General features: G+C 28.3%; 18 protein-coding genes. 6 read left to right on the forward strand and 12 right to left on the reverse strand.

The features are described from left to right. Window positions 1–90: 90 nt before the first annotated feature. From ATR_RS04320 to ATR_RS04335, 4 genes are read left to right on the forward strand one after another with little or no spacing between them, the layout of a single operon-like run. The gene (locus ATR_RS04320) at window positions 91–2649 is read left to right on the forward strand and encodes a TolC family outer membrane protein (protein WP_115428250.1); all 2559 of its coding nucleotides are present in this window, start codon (window positions 91–93) and stop codon (window positions 2647–2649) included. A gap of 38 nt (window positions 2650–2687) precedes the next feature. Further along, the gene (locus ATR_RS04325; protein WP_115428251.1) at window positions 2688–4865 is read left to right on the forward strand and encodes a type I secretion system permease/ATPase; all 2178 of its coding nucleotides are present in this window, start codon (window positions 2688–2690) and stop codon (window positions 4863–4865) included. Continuing rightward, window positions 4858–6276, forward strand: a complete 1419-nt coding sequence (locus tag ATR_RS04330) for an HlyD family type I secretion periplasmic adaptor subunit (protein ID WP_228254252.1) — start codon at window positions 4858–4860, stop codon at window positions 6274–6276. The genes ATR_RS04325 and ATR_RS04330 overlap by 8 nt, the downstream gene beginning before the upstream one ends. 22 nt (window positions 6277–6298) lie before the next feature. Then, window positions 6299–6895, forward strand: coding sequence for a LuxR C-terminal-related transcriptional regulator (locus ATR_RS04335; RefSeq protein ID WP_115428253.1), 597 nt, complete (start codon window positions 6299–6301; stop codon window positions 6893–6895). 66 nt (window positions 6896–6961) lie between these two features. On the opposite strand, the gene pckA is transcribed toward ATR_RS04335, so the two are convergent. Next, window positions 6962–8539 (reverse strand): phosphoenolpyruvate carboxykinase (ATP), encoded by a 1578-nt coding sequence (pckA, locus tag ATR_RS04340; protein ID WP_115428254.1) that lies wholly within the window; start codon window positions 8537–8539, stop codon window positions 6962–6964. A gap of 199 nt (window positions 8540–8738) precedes the next feature. Between pckA and ATR_RS04345 the strand changes: the two genes are divergently transcribed. Further along, entirely contained in the window at window positions 8739–9395 is a 657-nt protein-coding gene (locus tag ATR_RS04345) for a S24 family peptidase (RefSeq protein ID WP_115428255.1), read from the forward strand. Here ATR_RS04345 and ATR_RS04350 read toward each other — a convergent pair. From ATR_RS04350 to mobB, 5 genes are read right to left on the reverse strand one after another with little or no spacing between them, the layout of a single operon-like run. Further along, window positions 9392–10390 carry a peptidoglycan synthetase gene (locus ATR_RS04350; protein ID WP_115428256.1) on the reverse strand — a complete coding sequence of 333 codons (999 nt, stop codon included), beginning with the start codon at window positions 10388–10390 and terminating at the stop codon, window positions 9392–9394. The two genes, ATR_RS04345 and ATR_RS04350, sit on opposite strands and share 4 nt — an antisense overlap. Then, entirely contained in the window at window positions 10390–12357 is a 1968-nt protein-coding gene (gene metG, locus ATR_RS04355; RefSeq protein WP_115428257.1) for a methionine--tRNA ligase, read from the reverse strand. The genes ATR_RS04350 and metG overlap by 1 nt, the downstream gene beginning before the upstream one ends. A 15-nt stretch (window positions 12358–12372) precedes the next feature. Then, entirely contained in the window at window positions 12373–12573 is a 201-nt protein-coding gene (locus ATR_RS04360; protein WP_115428258.1) for a hypothetical protein, read from the reverse strand. Then, window positions 12566–13408, reverse strand: a complete 843-nt coding sequence (locus ATR_RS04365) for a class 1 fructose-bisphosphatase (protein ID WP_115428259.1) — start codon at window positions 13406–13408, stop codon at window positions 12566–12568. The genes ATR_RS04360 and ATR_RS04365 overlap by 8 nt, the downstream gene beginning before the upstream one ends. Further along, window positions 13409–13906 (reverse strand): molybdopterin-guanine dinucleotide biosynthesis protein B, encoded by a 498-nt coding sequence (gene mobB / locus ATR_RS04370; RefSeq protein ID WP_115428260.1) that lies wholly within the window; start codon window positions 13904–13906, stop codon window positions 13409–13411. A 102-nt stretch (window positions 13907–14008) separates the two neighbouring features. On the opposite strand from mobB, the gene ATR_RS04375 reads away from it, so the two are divergent. Continuing rightward, on the forward strand, window positions 14009–14485 hold the full coding sequence (locus tag ATR_RS04375) for a hypothetical protein (protein WP_115428261.1): 477 nt from the start codon (window positions 14009–14011) through the stop codon (window positions 14483–14485). Here the strand turns inward: ATR_RS04375 and ATR_RS04380 are convergent. From ATR_RS04380 to bamA, 6 genes are read right to left on the reverse strand one after another with little or no spacing between them, the layout of a single operon-like run. Further along, entirely contained in the window at window positions 14454–16115 is a 1662-nt protein-coding gene (locus ATR_RS04380) for a lytic transglycosylase domain-containing protein (protein WP_115428262.1), read from the reverse strand. The two genes, ATR_RS04375 and ATR_RS04380, sit on opposite strands and share 32 nt — an antisense overlap. A 4-nt stretch (window positions 16116–16119) precedes the next feature. Further along, window positions 16120–16392: a YggT family protein gene (locus ATR_RS04385; protein ID WP_115428263.1), complete on the reverse strand. Its 273-nt coding sequence runs from the start codon at window positions 16390–16392 to the stop codon at window positions 16120–16122. Then, window positions 16389–17690 (reverse strand): glutamate--tRNA ligase, encoded by a 1302-nt coding sequence (gene gltX / locus ATR_RS04390; RefSeq protein WP_115428264.1) that lies wholly within the window; start codon window positions 17688–17690, stop codon window positions 16389–16391. The genes ATR_RS04385 and gltX overlap by 4 nt, the downstream gene beginning before the upstream one ends. 3 nt (window positions 17691–17693) lie before the next feature. Then, complete coding sequence (locus ATR_RS04395; RefSeq protein ID WP_115428265.1) at window positions 17694–18932, reverse strand: M16 family metallopeptidase; 1239 nt, start codon at window positions 18930–18932, stop codon at window positions 17694–17696. A gap of 48 nt (window positions 18933–18980) precedes the next feature. Further along, complete coding sequence (locus ATR_RS04400; protein WP_115428266.1) at window positions 18981–20057, reverse strand: dehypoxanthine futalosine cyclase; 1077 nt, start codon at window positions 20055–20057, stop codon at window positions 18981–18983. Further along, the gene (gene bamA / locus ATR_RS04405; RefSeq protein WP_115428267.1) at window positions 20057–22315 is read right to left on the reverse strand and encodes an outer membrane protein assembly factor BamA; all 2259 of its coding nucleotides are present in this window, start codon (window positions 22313–22315) and stop codon (window positions 20057–20059) included. The genes ATR_RS04400 and bamA overlap by 1 nt, the downstream gene beginning before the upstream one ends. Window positions 22316–22326 lie beyond the last annotated feature (11 nt).

The raw sequence follows: 22326 nt of genomic DNA on the forward strand, positions 1-22326 counted from the left end.
TATAAAATTATATAATATAAAAATAATATCTTAAATTAAATTTGATACAATTTCGCTTAAATTCTTAGTATATTAGAAAGGGGATAAAAATTGTTTTATGAAAAAAATATCAAAAGTATAGCTGCAAGTGCTATTTGCTTACTAGGTATTAATGCAAATGCATTAACTTTAAAAGAGACATTAAATGAAGTGTTAGATACAAATCCAGTGGTTCAAGAAAGACTCAAAAATTTAAATGAAACAAGAGAAGATTTAAATATTGCAAAATCTGAATGGATGCCTTCTTTAGACTATAGAGGAACTATAGGAAGAAACAATGGTGGAGATCTAAAAGATAGTGGAAACTCTAGTTTTAATCATACAGCTAGAGATGTTTCATATAGTCATTATACAAACTCATTAAAACTTACACAAAATATTTTTAATGGATTTAGTACTACTGAAAAAATCAATTATCAAGAAACAAGAGTTTTTGGTGCAGCTTATCACTATTTAGAAAATGCAAATGATATCTCCTTTCAGATGACAGGAGCATATATTGATTTACTAAGAAGTTATCAATTATTGCAAAATGCAAAGGATAATGTTGCTATAAATAAAAAAATTTATGAAGATGTACAATCTTTGTATGACCAAGGACTTACAACAAAATCTGAGATGACAAAAATATATGCCTCTTTATCTTTAGCAAACTCAAATATGGTTGTTCAACAAAATAATACTATGGATAAAGAGTTTAAATTTAAGAGGCTTTTTGGAAGAGGTGTAAATGTAGGAACTCTTGAAGTTCCAAAGTTAGATTTAGCAATGCCTGAGAGTAAAGAGAGAGCTACTATGGTAGCAATACAAAATAACCCTTCTATGATAGTGAGTAGTTATAATATAAAAGGAGCTCAAGCACTTTATAGAGAGAAAAAAAGTAAATTTATGCCAACAGTTGATATAGAAGCTGAACAGGTTTTTAATGACTACACTAAAGAAAATGGATATGATAGTGCTGATGATAGACAAAGAATTTATGCTGTTTTAAATTGGAATTTATTTAAAGGTGGAGCTCATAGTGCTGATTTACAAAAGAGCAGAAGTACAATAAATAAAGAGATAGAGCTTCAAAGAGATTTGAAAAGACAGACTATTGAAGGTTTAGAGTTATCATGGAGTGCTTATGAAATGTTAGGAAAACAACTAACTGAGCTATATAAGTATTATGAGTATTCAGAAGAGACACTTACTAGTTATCAAAGTGAGTATGAGATGGGTAGAAGAACTTTACTTGACCTTTTATCGGCTCAAAATGATTTAATAAGCTCTAAAGCACAAATAATAAATGCACAAATGGATAGGCTTTTTGCACAATATAGAATTTTGGATGCAATGGGAATGCTTGTTGGTTCAGTTTTAGATGAGAAGGATTATGCAAAAATTATAAAAACAACTACAAATCCACTTGATTTAGCAAAAGATGAAATTCCTGTACTTTTAGATGTTGATAAAGATGGAGTTGTAGATCATCTTGATATTTGTGATAACTCAGTTAGAGGAAACAACAATATTATGCCAGATGGTTGTAATAAAGAGAAAAAAGATAGTGATTTTGATGGAATAAGTGATGATAAAGATAAGTGTCCTGATACTCCATTTGGTGCAGTTGTTGGAATAGATGGATGTCCTATTGAAAATGAAAAAAAATTTAATATGACAAGTGGAGAATATATAAATAGTGTATTAGCTTATAGTGAAAATAGTCCAAAAAAAGAGAACAAAAAAGGGCTTTATGATTATGAGTTTAATGTTGTAGCAAATAAAAATATTGAATCAACTTCTTTAGATAAACATTTGATGTATGGTGATTTTGATATGATAAAAAGATTTGACTTTATAAATATGAATAGTAAAGATGAAGCAAAAATAGATGAAATATCAAAAAAACTCAAAGAGTACAACGGTACAAATGCAGTTGTAACTCTAATAGGAAATACAAGAGCAACAAAAGATAAAAATGAGAGTTTTGATAAAGGTTTAGAGTATGCAAATAGTCTTAAAACTGAGCTTATAGGAAAAGGTGTAGATGAGAAGATTTTAGTTACTCAATCAAGAGCAGATTTTGATAGAGTTTATTTGCAGACTGTAAGAGGTGATAAAAAACTAAATGACATTGTTGCTATTGCTTTATATGTTCCAAAAAGTAATTCATTTGGAAATGACAACGATGCTGATGGAGTTATAAATGAGTTTGATGAGTGTTTAAATACTCCAAAAGGTCAAATGGTAAATGAGAAAGGTTGCCAAAATACTATAAATCTTGAAGTACTATTTGAAAATGATAGTGATAAGGTTATAGGAGATAGCATAGATAAAGTTAAAGCCTTTGCTAAATATTTAGTAGATAATGAAGAGTTTAATACTCAAATCAGTGGACATGCAAGTAAAGGTATAAATAGTGGACAAAAAAATAGTGCAGAGTACAATCTTGATTTATCTACAAAAAGAGCAAATGCCGTAAAAGATATTTTGGTTGAAAATGGAGTTGCATCTACTAGAATTATAGCTATTGGAAAAGGTTTTGAAGAACCAATTGTAAGCAATGATACAGAAGATGGAAGAGCTACAAATAGAAGAATAGAAGCAATTTTAATAAAAAATAGATAGAATAAATAAAATGTAAAATAAGGGAGAATTGATAGATAATGGTAAATAAAAGCTTAAGAAAAAACGATACTTTACTGGACAGTTTAGTCCTTTATACTAGGCTTTTTCACAAGCCATTTTCAGCCGAATCTTTGCTTCAGGGATTACCTCTTGGTAATAATGAAGCAGATCAGCTCCTATTTTCAAAAAATAGTTCTAAATCTATGTTTAGTAGAGCAGCTGCTAGAGCTGGTCTTAAAACAACTATTGTTGAAAAACCTATCAAAGATATTTTAAATATACAACTTCCAGTAATACTACTTTTATCAAATGAGAATAGCTGTATTTTAGACTCTTTTAATGAAGATAGAACAAAAGCAAAGATAATTTTTGCTGGACTTGATGACCCTCTTGAAGAGTGGGTAGATGTAGAAAAACTTGAAGATGAGTATTTAGGCTATGCTTTTATGCTTAAAAAAGTGTATGAATATGATAACAATAATAATTATAATGGTAAAAAAACCCTAGCAATTGATAATCAAAAACACTGGTTTTGGAGTACTTTGGGCTTTTCAAGGAAGATCTATATTGATTGTATAATAGCTTCAATTTTAATAAACCTTTTTGTATTAGCAACTCCACTTTTTACTATGAATGTTTATGATAGGGTTATTCCAAATAATGCACAAGAGACACTTCTTGTTTTTACTATTGGTATTGTTGTTGTATTTATTCTTGATGCAGTATTAAAGTTTACTAGAACTTATTTCTTAGAAATGGCTGGGAAAAAAAGTGATATTATAATGTCTTCAATTATTTTTGAAAAAGTTTTAGATATGAAATTAAGTGAGCATCCAAAATCTGTTGGAAGTTTTGCAAATAATCTTAAAAGTTTTGATAGCGTAAGAGGATTTTTAACTAGTTCAACTTTAAATGTATTAATTGATTTTCCTTTTGCAATACTATTTTTATGTGTTATTGCATATTTAGGTGGTTGGTTGGTGATTGTTCCAATTTTTATTATTATACTAATAGTAATTTATGCAAAAATAATAAAAGACCCACTTAAAAAAAGTATTGAAGCAACTTATGAAGCAAGTGCAAAGAAAAATGGTATTTTGATAGAAAGTTTAAATAATATAGAGACAATAAAAGCACAAGGAATGGCTGGAAATATTCAATTCTCTTGGGAAGAGAGCACAGGAGAGATAGCAAATAAAGGTCTGAAATCAAAATTAATATCAGCTTCTATTCCAACAGTAACAGGGCTTTTAACTGGATTAAACACGGTTTTAATTGTTGTTTTTGGAGTTTATTTAATTCAAGATTTTCAACTTACAATGGGAGGTTTAATTGCAACTATGATTTTATCAGGTAGGGCAATTGCACCAATGGGGCAAATAGTTTCTTTAATTACAAACTATGAAGATACTAAACAATCTTTTAAAATGTTGGATGATATTGTAAATAAACCACAAGATAGACCACTATCAAAAGAGTTTGTTAAAAAAACAAGCTTAAATGGAAATATTGAGTTTAGAAATGTGAGTTTTAAGTATCCAAACAGTGAAGCTTATGCTCTAAGAAATGTAAGTTTTACCATAAAAGAGGGCGAAAAAGTTGCATTTATAGGAAGAATTGGAAGTGGAAAATCAACTATTGCAAAACTAATTTTAAAACTATATGAACCAGAAGAGGGGCACATTTTAATTGATGGAATAGATATATCTCAAATCGATCCAGCTGATTTGAGAAAAGGTATTAGCTATGTACCACAAGATATACACCTTTTTGGAGGAACAATAAAGCAAAACATTTTAGGAATTCACAAATTCATAGATGATGAATGGATGCTTGAATGCTCAAGAATAAGTGGAACAGATGAGTTTGTAAGAATGCATCCTGCTGGTTATGATATGCCTTTAGGTGAAAGAGGTGCTGGGCTTAGTGGAGGTCAAAGACAAAGTGTAGGAATAGGAAGAGCTTTGATAAATAACTCTGATATTTGGATGTTTGATGAACCTACAAATGCTATGGATCAAACAACAGAAAGTATAGTTTTACGTAATTTAATGTCAAAAATAGATGGGAAAACTTTGTTGCTAGTTACACAAAAAATGAGTATGGTTGATTTAACTGATAGAATTATTGTTATGAATTTTGGGCAAAAAGTTTTAGATGGTCCAAAAGATGAAATTATTAAGATACTCTCAAATGGTGGTGAAAATAATGAATAAAATAAAAGATTTTTTTAATAGCCCTGAAATAATTAGATTGAAAGAGATTTTTAGGTTATTTAATGATAAAGATAATTTGAAACTTCCAAAGACACCACTAAATAAGAATGATTATGAATATATGAAAAGTTTGAGTGCAGCAGTTGTTTTTAGTTCATCTAAAAAGCTTCATTGGGTTTTAATCTCTTTTTGTATAACTATTTTTATTTTTATAGTTTGGGCTGCTTTTGCTGAGATTGATGAGATTGCAAGAGGAAATGGAAAAGTAGTTCCTAGTGGACAAAATCAGATTGTACAAAATCTTGAAGGTGGAATTGTACAAGAGATTTTGGTAAGAGAGGGTGATATAGTAGAAAAGGACCAAATTTTAGTTCGTATTTCAAATGAAAAAGGTACAAGTACAGCTATGTCAAATGAGCTAAAATCATACTATCTTGAAGCACAAATAAGAAGATTGGAAGCTGACTTAAAAGATATTCCTTTTGAGTATATAAAAGGTGAAAATGAAGCGTTAAATGAGTTTTTAGATAATGAAAATGAGCTTTTTATCACAAACCAAAAACAGCTAGAGTCTAAAATATCTATATTAAAAGAGCAGATAAAACAAAAAGAGAATGATTTAAAAGATACAAAGCAAACTATTGAACATTTAAAGTTTAGTGTTGGTGCTATTTCAAAAGAGGTAACTATGACTAAGCCTATGGTTGAAAGAGGTATTAGATCACAAGTAGATTTCCTTAAACTTCAAAGAGAAGAGAGTGATGCTAAAAATAAGCTCTCAAGTGCTATGTTTTCAGTGGATAAAATAAACTCAGAGATAAAAGAGTTAAACAAAAAGATTGATGAGACAAATGAGATAAATGATACTCAAATTAGGGAAAAACTAAATGAAGTATTTAATCAACTAAAAGAGGTAGAAGCAAATAAGCTTGCTTCTACAGATCAAGTTGCTAGAACTATTGTAAAATCACCATCGAATGGAATTGTTCAAAAACTTCACATAAATACTCTTGGAGGAAGTATTAAGCCTGCTCAAGATTTGTTGGAAATAGTTCCAACTGATCATAAATTAATTGTTGAAGTAAAAATACTACCAAAAGATATAGCCTTTATATACCAAGGACAAAAAGCGATTGTGAAGTTTTCTGCATTTGATTTCTCTATTTTTGGTGGGCTTGATGGAAAAGTAATAAATATAAGTCCTGATACAATAGTTGAAAAAGATGAAAAAACATTTTATATTGTAAGAATTGAAACAGAGAAAAACTATATTGGTGAAGAGAAAAATCAAAAACATATAATCCCAGGGATGATAGCAGATGTTGATATTTTAACTGGTAAAAAGAGTGTTCTTGATTATATTTTAAAACCTATATTAAAAACAAAGACATATACATTCACAGAGAGATAGTATAAAAAAAGGGGGAAACATTATGAAAAAAGTTGCTTTATATACAAATCTAAATATAGATTGTGATAGGATAAAAAATAGTCTTATTGATTATAATTTGACGTTTATAAAAAATAGTGAAGAATTACTTAAATTACAAGAGCATCTTGTGATTATAAATACATCTGTAAATCTTGATAAAGAAGAAGAGACTATTGAAACATTACTGAAAAATAGAAATAAAATTTTAGTATTAGAGAGTAGTCCAAAACTTATTAATGCACAAAATTGGTTGTTACTAGGTGTTCATGGTTATGGAAATAGTATGATGAATGATATTTATCTGAAATCTGCTATTGAGACAATAAATAATGGCTTAATTTGGTTGATACCAGATATAACTATGGAGATTCTAAATAAATTAAATAGTGCTAGTTTAAAACAAAAAGATATTTTAAATCATCTATCAAAAGCTGAGCAACAAGTTGCATTATTATTAAAAGATGGATACTCAAATACAAAAATTAGTGAAGAGTTAAAGCTATCTATAAATACAGTTAAAACACATATTAAAAATATCTATTTAAAACTAGATGTACAAGATAGATTCTCTTTCATTAATCTTTTAAATAAGAGTTAAATAGATTTATAATAAAAAAGGCTAAGGATAAATATCCTTAGCCTTTTTACCTTAAATTATAGAAGATTATAGTTGAGGACCAGCTGCTGTAAAATCATACTCACTCTCTAAAGTTAAGTATTTTTTAAAGTTTTCAATATACATCTCTGCTAGTTTTCTTTTAGCTTTATCATACTCTAAAGGGTCACTCCATGTATATCTAGGAGTTAATACATGAGTATCTACACCTTTTAAAGTTTTTGGAATTTGAAGATTAAAAATAGTCATATTTTGGAATTCAGAGTCATTTATAGAACCATCTAAAATAGCATTTATACAAGCTCTTGTATTTTTAATACTCATTCTTTTTCCTACATCATAAGGACCACCTGTCCATCCTGTATTTACCAAAAATACATTTACATTATGTTTGTCTATTTTTTTACCTAAAAGTTCTGCATAAACTGTAGGATTTAGTGGTAAGAATGCTTCTCCAAAACATGAAGAGAAAGTTGCCATTGGCTCATTTATTCCTCTTTCAGTTCCAGCCACTTTTGCAGTGTATCCACTTAAAAAGTAGTACATGGCTTGTTGTTTATCAAGTTTTGCAACAGGAGGAAGTACACCAAAAGCATCAGCACAAAGGAATATAATATTTTTTGGATGACCACCTCTCATAGTTGGAGCATGGTTTTCTATGTGGTCTATAGGATAAGATACTCTAGTATTTTCTGTTTTTGATTTATTTGCAAAATCAACAACACCATTTTCATCTGCTACAACATTTTCTAAAATAGCACCTTTTTTAATAGCATTATAAATTTCAGGTTCACTATCTTTATCAAGGTTAATTACTTTTGCATAGCAACCACCCTCAAAATTAAATACTCCTTCATCATCCCATCCATGCTCATCATCACCAATAAGTTGTCTATTTGGGTCTGTTGAAAGAGTTGTTTTTCCTGTTCCACTTAAACCAAAGAATAGTGCAGTATCACCATCTTTTCCAATATTTGCCGAACAGTGCATAGGAAGTTTTCCTTCAAGAGGAAGCCAGTAGTTCATCATAGAGAAAACACCTTTTTTCATCTCACCAGCATACCAAGTTCCACCAATGATTGCCTCATTTTCTTCAACATTAAATATAACATAAACTTCAGAGTGTAAGCCATGGCTTGCATATGCCATATCCACAGTTTTACAGGCATTATATATAGTAAACTCTGGTTTGAAGTTCTCTAACTCTTCTTTAGTTGGAAGAATAAACATATTTTGTATAAAATGAGCCTGCCAAGCAACCTCTGTAATAAATCTTACTGCACGTCTTGAATCAAGAGAAGAACCACAATATACATCTGTAATAAATATATCTTTGTTACTTAGTTGTTTTTTTGAGTTAGCTAGTAAATCGACATAAACATCTTTTGAAACTTTTTTATTGATTTCTCCCCAAGCGATATATTTGTTTGATGGGTCTTGATTTACAAAGAATTTATCTTTTGGACTTCTTCCAGTAAATATACCAGTATCAATCATTAAAGCACCAGTTGAAGAGATTTTTGCTTTCTCATTCTTTACTGCGAAATCGATTAAAAAATCAATATCCGAATTTCTAAATATAGTACCAACGTTTTCTAAACCTAATGTATCTTTAATATTAGACATAATTCAAATTCCTATTCTAATTTTTAATTGCGAAATTTTATCCAAAAAAATATAAAACTTTCTGAAAGATGAGTGATTTCCACAACAAAATATATATTTCTTTTTTTTATGAAAAAAAATATCATAAATATAAAAAAATAGTTGAAAAATATTTCATAATGTAATATAATTACAAAAACAATTCAGAAAAGGTATTAAAATGTTTGCAGTTGATGAAATCTTAATAAAATTAAAAGATATCTTAAAAACAGATGGTAAAACAAAAAAAGTATTTGATAAGGAGGTTGCAGAGGCTTTGGATTTAACTCAAGCAAATTTTGCAACTATGAAAAATAGAGGAAAAATTCCATATACGAATATCTTGAATTTTTGTGCAAAAAAGAAAATCTCTATAAATTGGCTTTTATATAATCAAAATCCAAATTCATTAATAGATAGTACAGATAGGTATTGGGTTAAATATTATCCAACTGTGAATGTAAGTGCTGGAGGAGGAGCTTATGATGGTGATGAAAATAGTGAAAGTTTAGAACTTCCTGATTGTTTTTTATCAATGTTAGGAGGAAAAGAGAATCTTAAAAATATAGATGCTATCAATGTTATTGGAGACTCTATGGAACCAACATTAAACTCAAATAATATAATTTTTATCGATAAAACCAAAAATGATATAAATAGAGATGGAATATATGCTTTTACAACGAATTATGGACTTTTTGTAAAGCGAGTTCAAAAAAGAGTTGATGGGCTTTTGGATATTATTTCAGATAATAAAGACTATCCAGTACAAGTTTTAAATAAAAATGAACTAAATATTTTAGGAAAAGTTGTTAGTTCTTTTGGAAAAATATATTAAAATAGAGTTTTGAAATTTTGGGAGTTTTGAAGGGCTTCAAAGCTCTCTTTATATGTAAAACCTACCAAATAGATACAGTTAAAATTGTAGTTTTTTAGAATAGGTTTTAGCTCTTTAATATTTTTTATAATTTTTTGCTCACTCTCTTTTAAATAAGAGATTTTAGATTTTGAAATAAATATAGTTTTTGCATATTTAAACTCATCTTTTAGGTAATGAATTTCATTTTGAATTAAATTTTCGTTTACTTGACAAATTATAAAACTATTACTCTTCCCACTCTCTATTGGCTCAAAATTTTTATCAATAAATATTGCTTTAAAATTTTGGTATAGCTTTAGTTTTGAAACATCTAAATCTTTTTCAAAAAAATTGTAGATATTTATAAAACTATTTATATAAAGTTTAGATAATCTTAATTTTGAAAAGAATATATCTTTATATGAAAAACTTAGTTCAAATAAAGAGTGTTTTATTAGATTTTTTATATCATTTTTATCTATATTTTTCTCAAACTTTTTGCTATTTGGGTATATGGTATCTAAAAGCTTTTGATTTTTTGAGATTAAAATATCACCATTTTTAATATCATCAATAAACTTAAAAACTTTTTCTATATTTTTTGAGATTAAAAAAATAGGTTTTTTATAGCTATTTTGATATAGCTTTATCATATCAAAGGTTTGATCTTCACAATAATATGAATCTATTTTTAAAATAGATAATTTAAATCTAGCTATTTTTATTAAGGCTAACTCTAGATTTTTTACCTTTATAAAAGCTACTTCTTTGTCAATAATAGGGAAATTGTCTTCATAAATAACTGCATAAGCTCCATTTTCTATAGCTATTTCTAAATCTTCAATCTTTTTTGCTATAAATAAATCAGAGGTTTTTACTTTTTTTGCATCAGTTTTTATACTATTTATAAAAGAGATAGATGGAGAATTAAGAAGTTCTCCATCTACAATATCTATCAAAGATGAGATTTTCACTAGCTTATTTTTGTTCCAATTTTTTTAGGCTTTTCTGGTCTTATTAGGCTTAAACCACTCTCATCTTTTGCTGCAAGAATCATTCCTTCACTTAAAAGTCCCATTAGTTTTGCTGGTTTTAAGTTTGCAACTACACAAGCTTGAGTTCCAACTAAATCATTTGGACTATAAAACTCTTTTATTCCAGCAACAATTTGTCTTGGACGATTTTCTCCTAAATCAACTTGAAGCTTTAAGAGTTTGCTTGATTTTGGTACTTCAACAGCGTCTATAATAGTTCCAACCTTTATAGTTGTTCCAAAGAAATTATCAATTGTAATAAGATTAATTCCATCAAGATCTAGAGGTTCTAACTCTTCTTTTCCTTCATATTTACTATCATCTTTTTGTAAAATTGTAATATCTGAAACTTCAGGTTGAGCTAATAAAATATCCTCAACTCTTGGAAATAATGCATCTATTTTAGTTATTTTTACATCATCTAAAAGTTTTTTATTTACTATTAATTTGTTATAATTTTCTGTTGATATTTCAAGAGATAAGCAGTTTGAAATATCTTTTATTTTGTGTGGCATTACACTATCTAGAAGCAATGCAACTTTAGCCATAATATTTGTAATTAGAGCTACTAATGCCATAGCTTCTTCACTCTTTCCATCTTTTATTAAATTCCAAGGTTCATAGTCGTTTATAGCTTTATTTCCGATTGTTAATATCTTCCAAATCTCTTCAAGGTATTTGTTTATTTGCATATTATAAATGTAATTTTCAAGAGTATCAACAATACTATTTACTTCTTCTAGCTCTTTTTTGTGAAATTTTTCTACATCTTTACTAGATACATTGAAATCAAAATATTTTCCACTCATTCCCATAATTCTATTTAGTAGATTTCCTAAATCATTTCCTAAATCAGAATTTATTCTATCTAAAAGTGCTTTTTGTGAAAAATCTCCATCTTGTCCAAAAGGAACCTCTCTTAAAAGGAAATATCTAAAAGCATCAAGACCATAAGCATCTGCAACCTCTTTTGGATTTACTACATTTCCTTTTGATTTACTCATTTTTTCACCATCTCTTGTCCACCAACCATGAGCTGCTATATGTTTTGGTAGAGGTAGATTTAAACTCATTAGAAATGCTGGCCAATAAATTGCATGAAATCTTAAAATATCTTTTCCAACTAAGTGAATATTCGCTGGCCAAAAGTTCATATTTTTATCATCTGTACCATATCCTAAAGCTGTTGTATAGTTTAAAAGTGCATCAAGCCAAACATACATAACATGCTTTGGTTCATTTAACTCAAGTGGAAGTTTTACACCCCAATCAAAAGAAGTTCTCGAAATTGATAAATCTTTTAAACCATTTTTTACAAAATTTACAATTTCATTTTTTTTGGCTCTTGGTAGAATACAATCAGGGTTCTCTTCATACCATTTTAATAGTCTATCTTCATATTTTGATAATTTAAAAAAATAGCTCTCTTCTTTTACAACTATTGTAGCTCTTCCACACTCTGGACAAAACTGTTCATCTACTAGTTGAGTTTCAGGAAAAAATGTCTCACAAGGAACACAATAAAATCCTTCATATTCCCCTTTATAGATATCACTATTTTTATGCATTTGTAAAAATGCTTTTTGAACTCCTATTTTATGATCTTCATCAGTTGTTCTTATAAATTTATTGTAAGTTATATCAAAATCATCCCAAAGAGCTTTAAATTTCCCACTTATTTCATCTGCATACTCTTTTGGAGTTTTTCCCCTAGCTTCTGCACTTTGAGCAATTTTTTGCCCATGTTCATCTGTACCTGTTAGAAGAAAAGTGTTGTGACCAACTAATCTTGAGTATCTAGCTAACATATCAGCTATAATTGTTGTATAAGCATGACCAATATGAGCTACATCATTTACATAGTAAATTGGAGTTGTGATATATACATTTTTACAATTTTCTTGCATTTTTTCCCTTTTTTCTTAAAATTCAAATCCACCGCCAGAGCCTTTGTTCATAGACTCATAGACAGCTAAGACATATTTTTTTCGCAAATTACACTCAAAAAACTCATTACAAGGTTTACATGAGTTTAAATTTTTTGAATTTTGACAAGAGTTTAACTCTTTTAAAATAACCTCTAGTTTCTCTTCCCAAATATCCAATTTTTTTTCTTCAGACATTTTTTCTGTAAACTTCCAAAACTCTATTAATCTCTACTTGTGAGCCAAAGAAACAAGCTGTTGTATCGTGAATATGAGTTGTAGGAACTTCTAGAACCCTTTTTTCTCCATCAACAGCCATTCCACCAGCTTTTTCAAAAGTTAAAGCAAATGGGAAAACTTCAAATAGTTGTCGTAATTTTCCTTTTGGTCTATCACTTGTGCTTGGATATGAAAAAAGTCCACCACCTTTTAGAAGTATTTGGTGAAGGTCAGGAACCATTCCACCACTATATCTTAGCCTATAACCATCATTAAAAATATCATCAATTAGCTGTTTATGAAAAGGTGTCCAACAGTTTTGAGTAGAACCTGGAGCATTTAGCTTCCCTTTTTCATTAAGTTTAATATTTTGAATAAATTTAAATTCTCCACCTAAAAGTCTATACATTTTTACATCATCTATAGTTACAACCATTTCAACTCTAGGACCAAAAACTACATAAATTGAGGCTACAATATTTTTTGCGTTGAAATCATTTTTATAGATTCCATAAATTGAACCAACACTTAAGTTTACATCAACCAAAGATGAACCATCTAGCGGGTCATAAGCTATTAAATATTCACCATTTTCATTTATGTTTTTTATACTATCTTGCTCTTCACTTACAATTGCTTTTATGCTAGGAATTTTTGAAAAAATATTTTCAATTATTTCATCACTCTCTATATCTAGCTTTAACTGAGTATCTCCTGTACTATTTTCACTCTGAGATTTTCCAGTATCACCTGTTTCTATTAGGTGTTTTATCTTTATACTCGCTTCTTCTATAGCTTTTATTATCTCTTGCATTTATACCCTTTTTGCATTTTTATCAATCCAATGTATAATCATTTCAGGATTATTTAAATCCAAAATATCTAAACTCTTTGGGATAAGCTTTTTATCTATACTATCATCAATTGCTAAAGCATTTGAAACATCAAAGTAGCTCTCATCAAGCTTATTTCTAAAAATAGAAATTCTAGGAAGTTCTAAAGTTTTTAAACCCTCAACTAAAAGGTAATCAAAATCTTTGAAAATCTCTATTAGCTCATCTATTGTTGAACTATCTTTTTTAAAAATTGTTGTTTTATTTGGGCTTACAACAGCAACATTTGCCCCTGTTTGAGAGAATTTAAAAGAGTCTTTACCCTCTCTATCAAACATCGCTTTATCTTTTGGGTCGTGTTTTATTATACACACCATAAAACCACTATCTTGCAAAATACTTGCAACTTTAACAATAGCAGTTGTTTTTCCACTATTTGATGGACCTGAAAAGGCCACTACTAATCTTTTTTTATTCATAAGCTGGATTTTATCCAAAGAATTGTTAAACTCTATTTATACAAAAATATATTTCAAAGTGTAGTTTTTGTATAATCTTTACCTTAAATATTAGGAGAACTTATGAAAAAAAGTTTATTTTTAGTTGCTATTTCACTTATGTTTGTATCTTGTACACCAAAAAATAGTGCATTTAGATATTTTGATAAAGGTGATATTGAGACAACTGCTATAAGAAATACAAAAAAAGCTGATATAGTAAAAGACAATGAGATAGATGCGATATTTATGGCAACATATTTAAATAAGTTTGACCCAAAAATAAGCGATAAAGAGGAGAACTTTTTAGTATATATATTTTTCCCAAATAAAGAGGAACAAGAGTTTAAAACAAGTGGATACGAGCTTAGCTTAAATGGAAAGATACCATTTTCTATGGAAAAAATAGAGAAAGATAATAAAAAATTTCAAGATATGATGCTTAGAAATTTTTGGGGAACTTACTATTTGGTTAAGTTTACAAATAAGGAACTTGTAGATAAATTACAAATTACTCTAAGACCAAAATCTAGTGATGCCACACTAAATTTTGAAAAATAGATGATAGTGAGATTTTGTTCTCACTATTTAAATAGTTATTATAGATATAAAAGTTGGCTAAAACTTTTTTTCCATACTCTCTTGTTTCATTATATGAAATCATCTCCATACTTAAAAAAGGTTCAAACTCTGATTTCTCTTTAAATAATCCTTTTTTCAATTGACTTCTAGTATATCCAGCTCCACCATTATATGCATAGGCTATAAAAAGAGGATTACTATCAAATTGCTTCATTAATGAGTCAAGATGAAAACTTGCATATTGTATATTTTTTTCAGGGATAAACTGTTCATATATGTTGTAGTTATCACCTAATTTATTTGCTATATCTTTTGATAAAAATGGCATTATTTGCATTATTCCCATAGCACTTGAAAACGAGATTGAGGATGGAATAAATCTGCTCTCCTGTTTTGCAATAGAGTAGATTAAAATCTTTTTATATATTCCATAATCACTTAATAAATCTTCATAAGGTGTTATAAAATATTGGTTTTTAAATCTATTATATCTTTCAAGTAGAAAAGCTAAATGAGGCTCCATATTTTTTTGAGTAAAAAGATTTAGATATTTTTGCATCTTTTCATCATCTAAACTTTTTTTACTATCTTCTGTTACCTCTAACCAACTAAACACATCATAAATATCATAAGAGCTAGGTTTAATCTGCATATCTATTTTAAAAACAAGATTGTCTGGAACTATATTTAAAATCTCTTTAGCATATAAAGAGTAGATGTTTGCTTCAAAACTTTTTGTCAATTCTTCAAGATATAGAGTGTTTTTTGATAGTAAATATAGCCAAAAAAGTGCTTTATCTTTCTCTCCTCTTAAATATGCTATATCAAAAGAGTTTTGAAAAAACTCTTTTGCACTTTCTAGTTTACGATTATTTACTGCATTTATACCTAGTAAAAATTGCAGATTTGCTGTTAATGTTTTATCTGTTTTTAGATTGTCAAGAGATTTTTGTATATTATTTAACTTTTTATCATAAATAACTGTTCTTAAAAATTTCTCAAAATCCTTATTAATAGCAATTTTATGCAAGAAATTAGAGTTTATATTTTGATTTAAGTATTTATATCTATATTCATCACTAACTTCAAAAAAAATCTCCAAAAACTTATCACTAGAGCTATTTATAAGCTTTTTAAAAACATCATTTGAAGATATAAGAATAAGATTATTTTTTAAAGTAGGGTAGGTGTCCAATTTTGATATAAAAAAGGCAAGGTCACTTTTTGATAAATTAGAAGCTTTTTTAAGAGAAGCAAGTCCTAAAGCTATACATCTAGAATCACTATTTTTAAGTTCTAAGATAGAAGCATTGTAACAAAATCTATCTTCTGGAGATATTTTTTCATTAAATTTTTGCTTGAAACTTTTATCAAGTAAAGCATTTCTTCCATTTCTCATATCGTAAGCTTTTTTTGCATTTTCATAGCTTAGCTCTTCATCTTGAAGATATTGTAGTATAAAAAAATCTTTTGCACTTGATTTTGGTTTTTCTTCTAGCCATTCAAAAGTTATTTTGAAATCTTTTTGCATAAAATCTGTATTTATACTATCTGCAAAAAGGTTTAAACTAAGAGAAAATAAAAGAGAAAATCTAAATATTTTTAACATGCTTCTATAAAAGGACTTTTTGTAAAAATGTCTCTATGAAGATAAGAGCAAAAATTAAAATAAGTGGAGCTAAATCCATTCCACCAAAAGTTGTTGGAATATATTGTCTTATTTTTGCATAAACAGGCTCTGTTAATCTATAAAGCATTTGAACTATAGGATTATATGGGTCAGGTCTAACCCAAGTTAAAAGTGCTGAAATAATTACAATCCACTTGTAAAGAAAAATAATGCTAAAAAAAATAGTTAAAAATGAGCTAATTAGTGCATCTATCATTTTATAATCTCCCCAATATAGTTTTTAATAAATGGATAAATATCTGTTAGATTTGGTCCATTTTCAACACCTGTTAAGATATATCTTAATGGTTTAAATAGATTTTTGCCCTTTAGTGATGTTTTTTCTACAACATAATCTTTTAAATCATCATAGTTTTCAAAATATGGTGCAGTTTTTAGAACCTCTTTGATACTTTTACTCTCTTCTTCAAAACCTTCAAGTGTAGATTTTGAACTAAAAATATTATTTAGTTTGGCTTTTATCTCTTTTATTGTACTAGCTTCTTCTAAATATAGTTTTGCTAATTTACCAATATCACTATCAGCAAATCCTAAAATTTTTGATAGTCTCATTTCATCTAGTAACTCAATATGTTTTCTATTGATAAATCTTAATTTATCAATATCAAATTTAGCTCCACTTTTTGATACATTTTCAATTTTAAACCAAGAAATTGCCTCTTCAAGAGTAAAAATCTCTGTTGGAGTTTTGTTACCCATAAGTACAAGATAGTTTGCAATAGAACTAGGTAAAAAACCTTCATCAATCAACCATTTCACACTACTTGCATCATCTCTTTTACTCATTTTTTTACCAGTTTGAGCATTTAAAATTATTGGTAAATGAACATATTTTATCTCTTTTGTATAACCTAAACTCTCTCTTATATGAATCTGTTTTGGAGTGTTTGAAACATGATCTTCTCCACGAATAACAATAGATATATCCATTAGCATATCATCAACACTACAAGCATAGTTATATGTAGGTGTTTTATCTTGTCTTAAAATAATAAAACTATCAATATCAAAAGGTGCATAATCAAAATCGCCTTTTAGTAAATCTGTAAATTTTATGTTGTGATCAGGTTTTTTAAGTCTTACCGTAAAAGGGGCATTTGTATTTAAAACAGTATCATCACTTAGAGTTTCGCAAAATCCATCATATCTAAATGCAATACCTTTTTTAATACTCTCCTCTTTTAACTCAAGAAGTTTGTCATCACTACAAAAACAAGCAAAGGCTTTTTTTGAACTCATTAGTTGAAGTGCCATTTTTTGGTGATATTTTAGATTTTCACTTTGATAAAAAACAGTTTCATACTCTATAGAGAAAAGATTTAAAATCTCTAAAATCTCTTTATCTTTTCCTTCAATATTTCTCTCTTTATCTGTATCTTCAATTCTAATAATAAGCCCTTCATTTAACTGTTTTGATACAATATAGTTGAAAATTGCAACTCGCAAATTTCCTATATGCATATCTCCTGTTGGGCTTGGTGCAAATCTTAGCATAAACTATTTCCTTACAATAAAAAATGTTAAATTATTTAACTCAGTATGAGTTTTTATATAGTTGTTTAAATCTTCTAAACTTAAACTTTGGATTAATTCTAGCTCTTTTTGTGGAAAGTCTTGACTTAAACCCTTAAAATAGAGCATAAATGCTCTATTTAATCTTTGAGCTAAAGTTTCTGTTCTAAGTGGTTCACTTCCTACTAAGAAGCTTTTAGCAGCATTTAGTTCATCTTGAGTAGCTCCATTTTTTACAAACTCTTCTACAATAGAACTAACAAGCTCTTTAGCTTGTGAAGCACTCTCATTTTTTGTTTGTAAATATCCACTAAAGTTTGAGTATAGTCTATTTATTCCAATAGAGGCATAAGCACTATATGCTAAACCTCTTTTTACTCTTATCTCTTCCATTAAACGGCTTCCAAAACCACTTCCACCTAAGATAAATGAAGCAACTTTTGCTTTATAGTTATTTTCATCATCTATTTTTACATTAAAATTTGAACCAAAATAGATATATGCTTGCTCTGTCTCTTTTAAAAGTTCTTTTTCTTCTTTTTTAGACACAAACTCTATTCTTTTACTCTCCTCTATTACTCCATTTTTTAACTCTTTTAAAATGGGTTTTAATGCATTTTCTAACTCATTAAAGCTAATGTCTCCACCTGCAACAATAGTCAAATTGTTTAAAACTAAAGAGCTTTTTAAAAAATCATCTATATTTTTTAACTCTATTTTCTTAATACTCTCTATTGTTCCACTAGAAGGATTTGCTAAAGCAGTTCCACTATAAAGAAGAGTATTTAAACCCTTACTTGCTACATCATCAAAATCATTCTCTTTTCTTTTTAAATTTCCAATAGCTAAAGTTTTTACTTTTTCTAGTGTATCTTTTGATAAGTTTGGAGATTTTAAAAGTTGATTTAAAGAGCTAATAGCAAGAGTTGACTTCTCTTTTAAGCTTGAAAGTTCTATCGTTAGAGTTTCAAATCCAATAGAACTGTGGATTGTAATAGCATTGTTATCTAAAATTTCTGAAAATTTTACACTCCCTAGCTCTTTCGTTCCTTCATTTAGAACTCTGCTTGATAAACTAGCTAATCCTAAAGAGTTTTTATCTTTTATATATCCAGAATTTTTAAAAATTAGTTGTAAATTTAAAATTGGTAAAGATTTTTGCTCTTCAAAAATCACTGGAATATTAATATTGTTTATATTTATATGCTTTATGTTTGCACTCATTAAACTTCCTTGTAGTATTAAAAAAATATATAAAATATTTTTCATTTTTTATTCAAATCTTTCTAAAATATTATAAGCAGTATCTCTTTTTGCAGGAATTTCGCCTATATCTTTGATTAATCTTATCATCTCTTCTTGATTCATTCTATTAACTGCACCTGCTGCTTTTACAACATTCTCTTCCATCATTGTACTTCCTAAATCATTTGCTCCAAATTTTAAAGCCATTTGACCAATATATGAGCCTTGCGTAACCCAAGAGCTTTGTAGATTTATAAAATTGTCTAAGTATAATCTTGCAACTGCTAAAAGTCTTAAATATCTATTTGAAGATTGTGGTTTAATCTCTGGATGTTCTTCAAGAAGTTTTGTATTTTCTCCTTGGAAACTCCACATAATAAAAGCTCTAAAACCACCTGTTTCATCTTGAAGTTTTCTAATATGTTCAAAATGTTCAATAATTTCTTCATCTGTTTCAACAGTTCCAAACATCATTGTAGCAGTTGTTTTCATTCCAATAGAGTGTGCAACTTTGTGAACTTCCAACCACTCTTTTGTATCCATTTTTTTTGGAGCAATAATATCTCTTACTCTATCACTTAAAATCTCAGCACCAGCTCCTGGAATTGAACTTAAACCTTTTTTTTGTAGTCTTTTTAAAACTTCTTCTTTAGTGATTTTTGATACTTTTGCTATAAATGCTATCTCAATAGATGAAAACCCATGAATTGTTATTTGTGGATATTTTGTATTTATATGCTCAACTAAATCTTCATAATAATCTATTTTTAGATTAGGATGAACTCCTCCTTGAAAAAGTATTTGTGTTCCACCAATTGCAAGAAGTTCATCAATTTTTTTATCTATTTCATCAAATTTTAAAACATAAGAATCATCATCTTTTTTATGCCTATAAAAAGCACAAAACTTACAATCAACCCAACAAACGTTTGTATAGTTAATATTTCTATCAACAATAAAAGTTGTTAGTTTTTCAGGATGAAGTTCTAGTTTTTTTGCGCTTGCTAGTTTTGCTAAATCTAATAAAGAGGCATTTTTTATTAAAAAAAGTGCTTCTTCATTGCTTAATCTCTTTTTCAAATCAATCTCAACTCTTTTTGTCATTAGAAGCTTGTTCCAAATGAGAACTCAAAGCTTGATGTATCATCTCCAGGTTTATCGCCAATTGGCTTAGCAAAGATTAGTTGTAGTGGACCCATTGGAGAAATCCACTCTAATAAAGCTCCAGTTCCTGATCTTTTTACCTCACTGAAGCTACTTTTACCAATCATACCATAGTCATAAAATAGTCCCCATCTCATTTTTGCTGATGGAACTAATGGGAAGCTAACTTCAAATTGATTTGACCACATTTTTTCATATGGATCTTGATAATATCCACTATCGTTGTTTGGAAAAGCATACGATTTATATCCTCTTAGAGTTTTTGGTCCTCCTAAATATAAAGAGTCACCTTGATTTATTTGACCATTATCTATTAACATCTTTGCTTGAGTTTTAAATCTTAAAACCCAATCAAGTTCTGTTAAATCTTCTAAAGAGTAGAAGTATCTAAAATTTACACCAGGTTTAATATATTTTGAATCTCCACCAACTCCAGCATATTCAACAGAAGCTCCAGCTTTAATTCCATCTGTTGGGAAATAGAAATCATTTGTACTATCATAGTTTATATATGGTGTAATAGAACTATTTGTATAGTCTGTATCTTCAAATAGTTTTTTACCAGCTGGAATAGGTTTTCTTAAAAAATCAGAGTCATATTCGTATGTCTCTTTTACAAAATCAAGCCCATATCTAGCTCCAACATAAGTATTTCTTATTATCTCTTTTCCAGCTCCAATAGAGAAACCTTTTGTCTTTACATCTGAATCATATTGTGATCTTCTATATTCAATTTTTGTTGAGTGAGCTTCAATATCTCCATTATAATCACTATCATTTATAGAAGGGTTTTTAAGTGCAACTTCATATCTGTTTGATCTTTTTGATAAATCTCCACTTAGTGAAAGAGTAAGACCACTTCCAAATATATTTGTATCACTAACTGAACCATTTATCATTAGTTTATCATAAGAACCATATCCCCCACCTAGCATAATACTTCCAGTTGGTGCTTCTGTTACTTTTACAGAAATATCCATTTTATCTTCACTAATTCTTTTCTCTTCTATTTGAACATCTTCAAAGAAACTAGATCTTTTTAGTTTATTTTTTGCATCTTTTATATCTGTAAGATTATACATGTCTCCAGGAGCTAAATATACATCTCTTCTCACAACTCTATCAAGAGTTCTTGCATTTCCAGATATTTTTACATCATTTATATACACTTGTTCACCTGGAACTACACTAAATACAACATCAACCCTATGTTCAGCTTCATTTTTCTTTAAATCAAATTTAACCTCTGCATAAGCATAACCCTTATCTGCAACTAATGTTCTAATATACTCTTGATCATCTCTTAATTTTTTGATATTAAAAGTTCTATCAACTTTTAGTTTTAATTCTGAATAAATCTCTTCAGGATCTACAATAGAAGAGTCTAAATATATTTTTATATCATTTGTAGTATATTTTTCTCCCTCTTTAACAAAAAAGTCTATTTTTGCTTGATTTGAAGCGAAATCTATATCTAAAAAAGGTTCTTTTATATCTGCATCTAAATAACCTTTTTCAAAATATAGGTCATTTATTCTTCTTGCATCATATTTTAATTGGTCAATTTTCATTTCACCATCACTTTGACCAAACCACCAAGAAGCAAACTCTTTCTCTTTATTTGCAGTTACTTTTTTAAAATCACTTCCATCTAATTCATTGGCACCGTGATATCTTGCCTCTCTTATTATTATCTCATCACCTTTATTTACATTAAATGTAAGTTTTACAGAGGAATCACTTAATTTTTCTGTTTCAACTTCAACAACTGAGTTTATAAATCCATCACTAGATAACATTCCCAAGAGTTGCTCTTTTGCCTCTTTTACTCTTTTCTCACTATACATAGAACCTTTGTTTAGTTTTAAAACTTTTTTAATAGCATCATTATCTTCACTTCTAGTTTTATAACCTTTTATATCAACATTTGCAATAGATGGTTTCTCTTTAAAAAGAATTTTTAAATTTCCATTATCATTATCTACAACAATATCATCAAAGTAACCATAACTATAAAATTTTATTAATGCTTCATTTAATTTATTCTCATCCAAAGTCTCGCCAGCTCTCATTCCTAGAGTTTCTTCTAAAACTTGTGGTGATACTTTACTAACATTTACATATTCAATAGACTTAATGCTATTTGCACTTAAAACAGTAGCACAAGCTAAAGATAAAAGAGTTATTCGATTTTTCACAAATGTCCTTG

Source organism: Aliarcobacter trophiarum LMG 25534 (assembly GCF_003355515.1).
GTDB classification, from domain to species: Bacteria; Campylobacterota; Campylobacteria; order Campylobacterales; family Arcobacteraceae; genus Aliarcobacter; species Aliarcobacter trophiarum.